The organism is Brevibacillus antibioticus (assembly GCF_005217615.1).
GTDB lineage: Bacteria > Bacillota > Bacilli > Brevibacillales > Brevibacillaceae > Brevibacillus > Brevibacillus antibioticus.
In genome coordinates this window covers 210,060-222,721 of sequence record NZ_SZNK01000001.1, presented here as the reverse complement: position 1 = coordinate 222,721, position 12,662 = coordinate 210,060, and the positions used below count along the sequence as shown (strand labels likewise).

At 53.0% G+C, this 12,662-nt stretch carries 3 protein-coding genes; all 3 read right to left on the bottom strand.

The features are described 5' to 3' along the window. Positions 1-16: 16 nt before the first annotated feature. The 3 genes from E8L90_RS01035 to E8L90_RS01025 all read right to left on the bottom strand — a co-directional run bounded on the left by E8L90_RS01035 (position 17) and on the right by E8L90_RS01025 (position 12,650). Positions 17-2,344, bottom strand: a complete 2,328-nt coding sequence (locus E8L90_RS01035; protein ID WP_137027616.1) for a bifunctional Gfo/Idh/MocA family oxidoreductase/class I SAM-dependent methyltransferase — start codon at positions 2,342-2,344, stop codon at positions 17-19. A 9-nt stretch (positions 2,345-2,353) separates the two neighbouring features. After that, complete coding sequence (locus E8L90_RS01030; protein ID WP_137027615.1) at positions 2,354-3,469, bottom strand: saccharopine dehydrogenase family protein; 1,116 nt, start codon at positions 3,467-3,469, stop codon at positions 2,354-2,356. A 106-nt stretch (positions 3,470-3,575) separates the two neighbouring features. Beyond that, a complete protein-coding gene (locus E8L90_RS01025) occupies positions 3,576-12,650 on the bottom strand; it encodes a non-ribosomal peptide synthetase (protein WP_137027614.1) in 9,075 nt (3,024 codons plus the stop codon). Positions 12,651-12,662 lie beyond the last annotated feature (12 nt).

The window sequence follows — 12,662 nt, the reverse complement described above, 5'->3', positions numbered from 1 at the left end:
ATGCACACTCTCCTATTTAAATGAGCTTGGCCAATTCGTTTTCGGTTGGGGAAAGCTGCTGACGTACGCCAACATCGATGTTGTTCTTGATGAGGAACAGCTTTTGTCCAAGTGGTGCCAGTGGGTGAGACTCCTCAGGCAAGACCGCAAGCTCCTTGACGCCTGCCCGTTCAAAAACATCGAGCCACTGCTGGACAGTCATGAAGGTCGATTGCGTATTTTTCCTGTCATCTACTGGTGGAGTCATCATGAAAGCTTGGGAGATGAGCATTTCTACGAATTCTCGAGTTGGCTCGGTAATGATCATCCAGCCTCCTTGCACAAGGGTCTTCAACAGCCCCTGGATGACTGCATCCGTGTCCCGCGCGTTGTTCAACATCCCAGCCGCAATCACGATATCGAAGCTGCCTTCTGTGAGGCCTTGTGCAAACAACTCTTTGTCGATATCAACCACTTGATATTTCATCCACGGGCAAGCTTTGTACCGTTCACGTGCAGAGGATAAGAAAAAGTGGGACACATCCGTGTACACATACTCCACATTCAGTCCTTTGGAAACAGACGCCCTTAGGCGGTCCACGACCACATCACTAGTCGCTCCAGTCCCAGCACCTACCTCTAGGATACGAAGCGAGTTGGTCGTAGACGCGATCCTTGCTACTGCTTCTGCCACTGACTTGTTCAAATAGCGTGCCACTAGGGTGTCCCGATAAAGCGCATTGGCAACATGCATGCGGCCCTCAGGAAATAGCAGCAAAGCAGCTTGTTGGGTATCATTCATCAGCTGTGGTAGCCGATCCGCATTGTCCTTGAGATAGTCTGTGACGAGTGGTGAGCCCAGCTTGCCATTCCAAGCGTTTTTGGCTAAATCCCACCGTCGTTCTACTTCCTCTCGCGTCATCTGAATGCCGCATTGATACTCGCCAGCGGCATATTTTAGGTAGCCACGATCCGTCAAGATGGATAGCCAGCGCTTGATGACCGGCTGATGGCGTTCTGCTACATTTGCAGCAGTGAAAATGTCTAACGCCGTATAGCAATGTTGTCCCGCTGTCAGTGCCCCTTGAGATTGCAGCGCAAGCAGCATGGAGGCCACCGCTGCTGCATCCAGGCGCTCAATGCACGTATTTACCTGCACAGCATCGATCCCTTTTAGCTCGCTCTCGGCAGGCGCCGTGCATGCAAAAACATCGTTGTTGTCCGTCACAGTCGCATCGTTAGGTGACGCCGTGTTGTGGAATTCGTCGTCCGGAATGCTCCAGGCTGCTTGTTCGAGAGACGCTAACGTCAACGGCTCATGGCTGCCATGCGAGCGCAGCACGGGATATCCCAATGCCTGCGTCCATTCTTGCCACTGTCGTGAGCACAATAGCTCCTGCTGCGCACGCGTTTCCACCGCAGTCTTGTCGACCTGCTCCATGATCCTATCTCGCATGATGAGTAAATCGCGCCCGATAGCTTGCGGCCACTGCTTCGTAAGAATGTCCCGATAGGTCGGCGTCTCCTGCGGTCCCAATATGTGTGTACTGTTTTCCAGCATGTGTGCGGGTGGAGACACTGTCAGCTCACCGTGAATGTCGGGAAGATCCGGTACGTGCAGACGCGGCTGCCACACGACGGGACCATGCGTGTCCGTAAGGGACAAGCTCCCGCCAGCCACACCAATCGTCACGCGATGCAATAAATGCAGATGGTTGTCTGGATCATCTGGATCGACTTCATTGTGGGCGCGCAGCGTAATCGGAATTTTGCCCAGCTGTCCGATCAACACTTGAAAAGGCCCCTCATCCTTGATGACATGACTGATTTTCCACGGACGAATAGAAGGGAGGGCTTCCTGCAAAATGTGCATAAGCGGGAAGGACACCTGTGTAGCGCAAGCAGCCTCGATGTACAACGCAGGCTGCACAGCCAGCATCGTACGAGCGCAAGCAATAAAGCGGCGAACGGCAGGCAAATGTACGTAGAGATCGCCCGTCATAAAATGAACATCGTTCTGTTTGGCATGCTTTAGGCAAAGCGCCAAATCCTTATGGTGGATCGGCTCTTCCGAAATGACGTGAATGCCCTTGGCAAGCAATTGGATCGACAGCTCTGTTCCATTGCCACCCATCACGGTGGAGCGCAATACGACGCAAGCCAGATCAATGTCAGCAGGTAATTGATTGACATCGGTGTACAGCGGGATGCCATTTCGCTCGGCGCATTGTCGCGAGCGTTCACTTCCTTTTGCCAAGAGCCCTACCAATTCAAACTGTTCAGACAATGCCTTCACCGCTTCCAAGTAGAACTGTCCAAAGCGGGAACCGCATACCACGGTACGCAACTTACGATTTTTTGTCATACGTCACCCCTACTTCATTTCCATGATGGAATGCATGAGTTCGACCTGCTGCTCGCGAAGCGCTTCAATCAAACCTGTCGCCGATACGCCTTCTGCCACGAAAAAGCAGCCTGTTTTTCTGTTCGGATCTTCCGCGATCAAATGAGCCACTGAGGCCGCGATGATGCCAGATATCCGATTCCAGTCGCCCGGGTACAGAAGTGTGGAGACGACCCGCACTTTTTTACCGTCACGGCCTCCGGTCGCATGCAGGTGGAACATCGTAAAATCCTTCACACCTGGCTTCTTCGCCTCAAACTGTTCCAGCAGCAGCTTGGCTGACGCTCTTTTTTGTTCCTCGGTTTTGTATTGCTGCAAAGCCTTGATCATCACAAATTGATTCAGGATGGCATTGCTTTGATAGCTGCTGTAAAAATAGGCGGATTCGATTTTATGCTCCTTGGTCATGAGGCCGAATTCCTTTGTCACTACCGGATACGTGTCGCGCTTGCCAGCGGGATGCGGCAGTGTGTAGTTGCGATGGAACGACCCGTCTATTTTTTTAAGCTCACCTTGCTTGAAGTAAGACATTCCCCATCCGGTATCTTCTTCAATGCTGCAAACGATGTCATATGCTGCATTGAGTGAAAATCCGCCCTGCCCTGCAAAAAAAACTTCGAGCAAATCGATTTCGTCCAAATCATTTTCAGCCACATAAGCCGGGAAGACTTCCGACAGCCCCGGGTAGACGCCAGCAGAGATGATAAACAGCAGTCCCTTTTCCTCGATTTCCTGCTTTCGTGTGAGCAATTGTTGATACAGATGCTCATCTCCGGACACATCGACGTAATGAACCTCATGCTTGAGGCATGCGACCGCAACCTTATCAACGATTTGCTTGGAGGGCCCTGCACAATTAATGACGAGATCGACTCGGCCGCAAAAGTCATGCAACTCACCCTCGTTGAAGACATCCACCTGCTGGTATTCCAGCCTGACGTCCGTCCCAGTAAAAAGCTCACGTAGCTTCTCAGGATTTCTGCCGCCCAGCAAAATCGGATAGCTCGTCCTAGACAATATCGTTTGAAAGGCAGCATGACCTACAACACCAGTCGCTCCCAAAATGCCAATCTTTTTGATACCCAATGTTCTCTTCCTCCTGGCCTGCTCTCCGCATTCTTCTTCCAAGAAAAGGCGGGGCTGCGCCTGCCACTGAGTCGCAGCCCTACCTACTCATCTGCGGTTTTTCTTTTTAAATGGTCCCCTCGTCAAAATCAGCTGCAATATCTTCCGCTGCCTGTGTGCTTGTCTTGATCAGCTCAGCAAGGGTGCAGATCGTAGAAGCTTCAAACAAGCTTTGCAGAGACAAATCAATCTGGTATCTCTCTCTCAAAAGATTGAGGCATTGGATCGCGCGCAATGAGTCTCCACCCCGTGCAAAAAAGCTGTCGTGGATGCCGATTTCCGCTACACCAAGCACCTCTTCCCATACCTTGGCGAGCTTGACTTCGAGCTCATTGGAAGGCGCAACATGCGTCTTTTTCGGCATGCTTGCCCTTCTTTTGCCAAGCTTTGTGATTGCCTTCCGATCTACTTTTCCATTGGCGGATAGCGGCAGTTCATCTAGCAGTACGTACTCGCTTGGCACCATGTACTCAGGCAAGCTATTTCGCAGGGCTTCGGACAATTTTTCGGGCCGGAACAAACGAACCGTCTCCGGTGCTTGTGCCACGATCAAATGGCGCTCGAACGCATCTGCAACCTGAGCTTTATCTGGAATGGCAAGGACGTTTGCGAAGCCTTGTTGTTCCAAGCCCGCTCGCCATTGCTCTACCGTAAGCAGAGGAAGATGATTGGCTTTGCGCTCATCCGCCAGATGGCTAAACCCATCCTCGAAGAAGCCGACAGTCGTTAGCAGCAGACGACTGTTGCGCGTCGACTCGATCAGGAACAGAAGCCCCCCAGGTGCGAGCAACCCTTTCAAGTACGCCAGCGTTTTTCCTATATCACGAGAGCGATGCAGCGTATTGTCCGCAACGATGACGTCAAACGAATGCGGATCATAGCCTTGTGCAAGCGGTGCTACGTTCATGTCAAGCTGACCGTATTCCAACGGAGCCTGCTCTCCCCACTCCTTCTTTGCCCTGTCGGTAAAAAAGGAGGATTCGTCGACGTATAAATAACGACTGCGTTCTGCAGGCAAGGTGGACACCAGCGTTTGCGTCAAGCTTCCGGCTCTCGTGCCAAGCTCTAGCACCCGCAGTGTTTTCTCAGACGGATGGTGGCTTACGATACTGCCGAATACCGTCCCGGCAAGGCTGCTGTAAAACTCCCGCGTCAGGTCAAAGCGGCTCAAGCCAGCAGGTGTTAAGAAAGCATCGTCTGCTAGAAAGAGCTCCAACGGATCGAGCTCACCCGTTAACAGACCAATAAACAACAGATAGTCGCGGCGGAAAACGCCTTCGAGCTCTCGTGCTGCTTCCGTACGAAGCGAGGAAGCTGACAGAACAACATCCGGCACACCTTCACGCAATGCACGCAGACTCACGTACGTACCCGCAGCACGTTTTTCCAGCAAGCCCTCTTCTACCAGCACTTCCAGCCAATGCGCAAGCAAGGTCTGATAACGAGGATGAATCTGAAAACGATGCATGAGCTCCGTAATTGAAGTGCTTTCTCCTACTTGGGCGAACATTCCCATATGCTCCAGCGTGCGGCACATGTAGGCGGTGCTTATACGGTCAGCCTCCATCAGGAATTGCGTGACGGCTTTCACATCTATACTCTCGGGAATGGTATCGGCTTGTGCGTGACCCATGCTGTTGATCGCCTGCCAACGAGCAGCACTTGCAGCGGGGTCGGCCTGCTCTGTTTCGAATAACGCGGAATCCTTTTCACGATCCAGCACCACATACCCGACCAAGCGCTTTTCATCCGTACCGTCATCTGGCACGGCCACGACAACGTCTTTGAGCCCTTCATGGCGTTTTAGTACCGTCTCGATCTCGCCCAGCTCAATCCGATGCCCTCTGATTTTCACCTGGAAATCTTCCCGACCGAGGAACTCCAACGAGCCATCTGGCAAGTAACGGCCCAAATCCCCCGTGCGGTACAGTCTTTCTCCTGTCCGCGGATGCGTGATGAATTTTTCATTCGTCCTGGTTTCATCTCTCCAGTAGCCTTTTGCAAGCCCAATGCCACTGATAAACAGCTGTCCCGGCACCCAAACAGGGCAATCCTCCATCGCTTCGTTCAGCACATGGTAGCGCTGATTGAGCATGGGACGACCGTACGGAATGCTTTTCCAGCTAGGGTCGACGTCTTCGATTGCGAAAAGGTTTGACCAGATCGAGGCCTCTGTTGCGCCACCCAAACCAATCACCTGAACGTGAGGGAAAAACGACTTGATCTTGTCTGGCAAATCTAGTGGAATCCAATCACCGCTCAGCAAGACGAGACGCAACGAATGCGGCAATTGAAGGTTTCTCCCCACCGCGTATTCGATCAGCATCTGCATCAACGCTGGAACTGTGTTCCACACCGTCACCTGCTCGGCTTCCAGCCACGCAAGCCAGTGGGCAGGGTCTTTGGCTTTATCCGCATCCGGCATGACGATCGTTCCACCCGCGGCAAGCATGCCGAAAATGTCATAGACCGACAAATCGAAATTCAAATTGGACAAAGCGAGCACCCGATCTTGCGCCCCCACTGCAAATCGTTGATTGATATCTTCAATCGTGTTGACCGCGCCTCGATGGTCGATCATGACTCCTTTTGGCAGGCCTGTTGACCCGGATGTATAGATGACATAGGCCAAATCCTCCGGCTGCCCGACAGCTGATGTCACTGAATTTACCGTGCTTGCCTCGTCCCTTACCGTCATCTGGTCGACAATGAGCCGCTCCACATCCAGAGGCCAGCCCAATTGCTCATCCAGCCACGACTGTGTCAGCACGAACTGTACTTGTCCATCATGCAAAAGCTGCGAGCGTCTTTCCTCTGGGTGCAGCGGATCGATCGGCAAATAAGCGGCCCCGGATTTCATAATCCCGAGCGTGGCTGCGACCTGCTCCCAGCCTTTTTCCATCACGACAGCGACCAACGTATTCGGTTGGACTCCTTGGGAACGCAGCCACTTCGCGATTTGGTCAGCAGCGTCGGCAAGCTCCCCATAAGTCAACGTCCGCTGAGTAGCGATCACGGCAGGTTGATCCGTTTGGCATGCAGCTTGTTTGTCAAATAGTCTGACGAGTGTTTCTGCGGATATAGGCGCAGCCGTATCGTTTGCGGCGATTCTTGCTTCCAGTCGGGGAACAGCAATCTGGCTCGGTGCCGACTCTTGCCATACCGCATCCTCTTCCGTCAGTCGATGCAGCAGCTCGCAATAGGCCGTAAACATGTCAGCAAGGAGTCCTTCTGGAAACAGCCCTTCTACGGCATCCCAGATCAGCAGCAGTTCTCCGTCTTGCTCAACCACTTGATGGTCCAGCCATACCTGCGGCGTCTGCGTAATGTTGTAAACGAGCTTGCCCAGCCATTTGCCATCGGAGTCAGACCCGCTCCACTGCTCTACACCCAATGCGCTCGTAAAGACAATCGGCATGGCAACACCGTTGTGCTCTCCTGTTTGCTTCGCCAATTCGCGCTGGACTTGGACTCCACCCACATAAGGATGGTCCAAATCACGCCATAGCTGCTGCTGCAAATTCCTGCCGCGTTCCAAAATCGTCTCGCCAGCGGACAACTCGACTGCCAGTAAGGTCAGCGTAGTAAAGTCACCTACGATTTCGGCTACCTGCGCGTGCAAGGGCAATCGATTGAATTGCGTTAGGTTGATCGTAAAACGCGAACTCTTGCTCCATGCACCGAGGGTCTCGGCATACGCTGTCAGCAAAATCCCGGAAGGCGTCAGACCGACCTCTGCTGTCCGCTTTTTGAGCCGCTGCCATGCTTCTCGATTGATTCTGGCTTCCAAACGATGGAAACGCTGCTCGGTAATCGTGTCAGGATTTTTCGCCAAAGGCAGCTGCGGTGCTGGCGGCAAATCCGGCAATCGATCCATCCAATAGTCCAGATCGCGTTGGTACAGCTCAGTAGACTTGAGCGCTTCTTGGGCCAGTACATAATCGCGGAAGCTCAGATCCAGTGGTGTCATAGGCACATCTGGCTCATGATACAGCCTCGTCCACTCGCTCAAGAGGTGAAACATGCTCCATCCATCAAAAATCAGGTTGTCAAAGCTGATATGCAGGCGAACCCGTTCGTCTCCAAAGCGGGAAGCGCGCACCTCAAACAACGGCCACACATCCGTAGACAATACCTGATGGGACATTTCTTCCCGAATGGCTTGCAGCTCGGACTCAGCTTCTTCGTCCGATTGGTTCCGCAAATCAGCCACCTCGATCCGGTAAGCAGGAACCTGCTCCAAAATCTGCTGACGCCAGCCATCCGACAAAATCACGGCCCGCATCATTTCATGGTGGTCAATTAATCGTTGCCAAGCCAGGTTGATCCGCTCCAGGTCCAAGTGCTGCCCTTCGATTTCGAAATAGCAATGCGTGGAGACATGACCCAGGGCGTAAACACCACTGCGCCCGACCCAATAGGCTTGCTGGATATCCGTGAGCGGGAAAGGCTGATGCCTGTCTTGTGGAGCCAGTACCATTGCTGGCAAGCCTGACGTCGTTCCTTTTTCCTCCAGAAGCATCTGCACATGCTGGGCAAGTCCGGCAATTGTCGGCTTTTCAAAAATTCGCCCTAACGACAGCTCTACCGCAAGCTTGCTGCGAATCATCGCACTGAGTCTGGTTGCCAAGAGCGAATCCCCGCCGAGCTCGAAGTAGTTGTCTGTAACGCCTACCCGCTCCAGTTCAAATAGCTGGCACCAAATAGCCGCGAGTGCTGTTTCGATTGGTGTCGTTGGAGCTGTATACGCTTTTTCTCCCTTTGCCTTCATCAGACTGTCAGGAGTCGGCAGGGCTTGCCGATCTACCTTGCCGTTTGCAGAAAGCGGCAGTTCACTCAACAAAAGAAAAGCAGTCGGAACCATGTAATCAGGCAGCTTTTGACTCAGGAAGCCAGATAGTTGTGCAGCGTTGAAGCGCTTGACTTGAAGTGGCGCCTGTGCAACCAGTACATGCTGACCAAAATCGTTGTCTTCTGGGAAAGCTGCCACTTTTGCAAAGGCTTGCTGCTGCAAGACCTGCTGCCATGCTTCCACGGATAACAAGGGGAGCTGTTCATTACGCCGCTCATCCTCGAAATGTGTAAAGCCATCTTCGAGATATGCCGTGCTGATTTGCTGCAATCGGCTGTTACGGGTCATCTCCAGCAAAATCAACATGCCTCCCGGAGCCAAAAGGCTTTGAACATGCGAGAGGGCCATCCCGATATTTTTCGCACGATGCAGGGAATCAGAGGCAATCACAACGTCGAACTGATGTGCTTCAAAGCCTTGGGATAGTGGATCTTGATTGATATCCAGCAGTTGATCGTGCACAAACGGGTACTCCCGGAACCTCGTTTTTGCTGCATTCGTAAAGAAAGTCGAGGTGTCTGTGCATGTAAAATGTGTCGCATCTGTCGGGAGTACAGCCAGCAATGATTCCGTCAGTGCTAGGCTCCTCGCCCCGATTTCCAGCACACGTATTGGTTTTGATTCAGACCTTTCTCCAAGACGATGGACCAGCCTTTCGACCAACGCCAGCGCTGCGCTGTCACGATGCTTTGTGCCAGGGAGTGTCTGCATCAGATCATTCGGAGTCAGGCTTACTTCCTCCGAGAAGAAATGGGCCAACGGGTCTAGCTCGCCACGCAACAGCGCAACACTCTCGTCATTGACTTTTTCCAAATAACGTAAAAGGGCTTGTGCCTGCGGTTCCCATGTGGGCGATACCTGAGAGACTTGCAACTTTTCCAACCATTCAGTCATGCTCGCCTGCGTGATGCTGTAGACATCCGATTTGTCTTTACGAACAAAGCCTTCGTCCTCCAATGTTTGAAGCCACTGACTGACCAGCCCGCGATAACGCTCTTGAATCCCGCAGCTCTGCATCAAATCATCGAGGGAGTAGTTGGCATTTTGCTCAAATTTTACTCCCGCCCTCTCCAATGCGCGGTAAATGAATCGAACGGCAAGTTGCTCCATGTACGCCCAAAACGAGGTGAAATCTTCCGGTCTGACGCTTGCAAAATGATCTGATAAGGTCTGCACACGACCCGTATCCATGACATCTGCCCACAGTTCCTCGCTCTTTTTCGGATCGGCCTCTACACGATCAAACAGCGCTGATTCGCTTTCCCGTTCTGGTACCACATACCCAACCAGCTGCCTGTTCTCGCGTGGATCACCTACTGCTGTCACTACCGCATCACGAATGCCAGGATGCTGCTTCATGACCGATTCGATTTCACCCAGCTCGATGCGATGCCCTCTAATTTTCACCTGGAAGTCCTTGCGCCCGAGAAATTCAATGGTCCCATCCGGCCAATAACGTCCGAGATCACCAGTCCGATACCAGCGTGAACCGTTCCAGTTGACAAAGCACTCTGCGGTCAGTGCAGGATCACCCCGATAGCCTACTGCCACACCTGCTCCGCCGATCCACAATTCTCCCTCTACCCAGTCAGGGCAATCACGTCCATGCGCATCGACAACCCGATAAGCCTGATTCCCAAGGGGTTGACCGTACGGAATCGATGTCCAATGGGCGGGCAACGGCAGTGTCACATCAAAAAAGTTGGACCAAATCGATGCTTCTGTCGCTCCCCCCATCGCCACAAGCTGGCTGTTCGGTGCGAGCTGATTCAGTCGTTGCGGTAAATCGAGACCGATCCAGTCCCCGGAGAGCATGGTCAAGCGAAGCGGCAAGCTCTCGTACGATCCGCTCTCCGCAGCAATTAAGAGCATATCGAGCAGCACGGGTACAGAGTTCCACAGCGTCACCTGATGCTGGTCCACCAGTCTCGCCCAATGAGCCGCATCCCGTCGCAACTCTTCGCCTATGAGTACAATCGAGCCGCCTACACTGAGCAATCCGAACAGGTCGTAGACAGACAGGTCAAAATCAAGTGAGGAAACCGCCAAGATCCGATCCGTATGCCCGATTCCGTAGCGTCTGTTTATTTCTGAAATGGTGTTCCATGCCCCGGAATGACTGATTTCTACCCCTTTTGGCTCACCCGTGGAGCCAGAAGTAAAGATGATGTAGGCAAGGCTGTCAAAAGAAATCGGCACGGATTCTGCCAGCGGTAAAACATTCAAAGCATCCACAACAGACAGAACAACAGCGTCTTTTGGCCATGCCAAAGTTTGCGCTATCTCTGTATCCGTCAGCACATAGCGAATCCCCGCTTTTTGATGAATGCGCTCACGCCTTGTAGATGGCTGCCCAATTCCAACCGGGACGTAGCATGCTCCTCGTGCCACGATACCAAGAACCGCGGCGACTTGATCGATTCCGCGCGGCAGGCTGACTGCCACAGGTTCTCCTGCTTCAACGCCTTGCTTTTGGAGATACGCGGCAATCTGCAATGCGTACCGCGCTAACTCGCCATACGAAAAAGTAGCGGAAGCATGACTATCGATTACTGCCAGCTCGTGCGGATTCTCTCTTGCATAGGCAAAAAAGTTACTGTGCAAGCATTGACTCGATTGTGTTTGTGAATCGTCTACAGCTTGATCGTTCCTCTTCTGTTCCAATTCGGGAAGCAGCATGGACGCGGCTTGCCAGTCATTTTCCTCGGTCACCAAGGAGTCCATCAGCTGGCAAAAAGCGCCGAACATTTGGTCAAGCATCCCGTCAGGAAACAGCTGATCAACTGCATCCCACGCCAGCAGGAGCCCGCCGTCCATTTCATACGACTGGAAATCGAGCCATACTTGCGGCGTTTGCGAAATCATGTAAGAGAGCTTGCCCAATGTGTCGCGGCATTCGTCATTAATCAGCGGCGTACCCAAATTGCACGCGAACACCACAGGGGCAAAATCCCGCTCTCCCTGACGGACACGAGCCAAGTCCCGCTGCAACTGAACACCGGAATAAGCCGCATGTGCTACATCCTGGTGAAACTGCGATTGGACAGCTCGCACACGCGCCAGAAATGAGGAAGGCTCCCGCATGTCAACCGCAAGCAGTAGCAGATTCGTAAAATCGGCAACGACGTCTTCAATGCCAGCTTCTCCGGTTTGGCGATCGAATAGCGGAATGTTGATGAGAAACTGCGAATGGGTGCTCCAACGATCCAGTACTTCTGCATAAGCCGTTAACAGTACCATCGCTGGTGTGACCTGCTGTGCTGCGGATCGTTTTTGCAAAAGGGCCCAATCGGTTACGTTCATGAAATGCGTTCGTCGTGTAAAAATAGGCGACTTGATCATTTCCGGCTTTTCCTTCAGCGACAAGCCTGGCGCTCCCGGCAATGTGGAAAGGCGCTCCTGCCAATAGCGGGCTGCTTCCTGTTTGTCCTGTGCCCGACGCTCTGCCTCTTGGCCGAGATAATGGGCAAAGCTCCAGTTGGTCGGGGCAAGGGGCTTGCTACCTCGTGCATATGCTGCCGCCAAATCGCGTAATACGATGTGCAGACTCTGTACGTCAGCGACCAGCAAATCCAAATCAAAATGGATGCGGGTCCGGCCTTCTGGCAACAGGCTCAGCTCCAAACCGGCAACTTCTCCCGCTTCCACCGCCAGACGACGATGAGACAGTCGCTCCCGTATACGATCTAGCTCCCGCGCCAATTCGTTCTCAGAAATAGACCGCAGATCATGAACCACTACTCCAGTGGACGTCGGGGCACTCATCACCTCTTGCTGTCCATCCTCCAAAAATCTGGCCCGAAGCATCGGATGGTGCATCAGCAGCTTGCCCCACGCCGTTTCCAAGCGATCCGGCTCCACGCCTGTCCCATCGATTTCCAGGTACGCATGGCACCCGACTCCCCCGAGAGGCTGATCATCCTGGCGTCCAATCCAGTAAGCGTATTGCACATCCGTGAGTGGAAAGGGCACATTCACCTCTACTTCCACATCTGCTTTTCTTTCGTCCACCCGTGGAAGCGAGGCGCTGCTTTTTTGCAGCAACGCCTGCCAATCACGCAAGGTGGGAGCACTGATTAGCTCCGCAAACGTAACCTTTACGCCTTCCTTGCGCCATTTGTTGACCACCCTCATCATTTGCAGAGAATCCAGCCCCAGCTCGATCAGGTTTTGATCATCGGAAAACGCGACAGGCGCGGGCAGCAACGCCTGAATTTGCCTCTTCATCTCCTCATAGCTCAAGGAAGCGGCGGGACTTGCGGTCTGATTGTCATTGAGCATTTTGGACATCCTCGTTCCCTC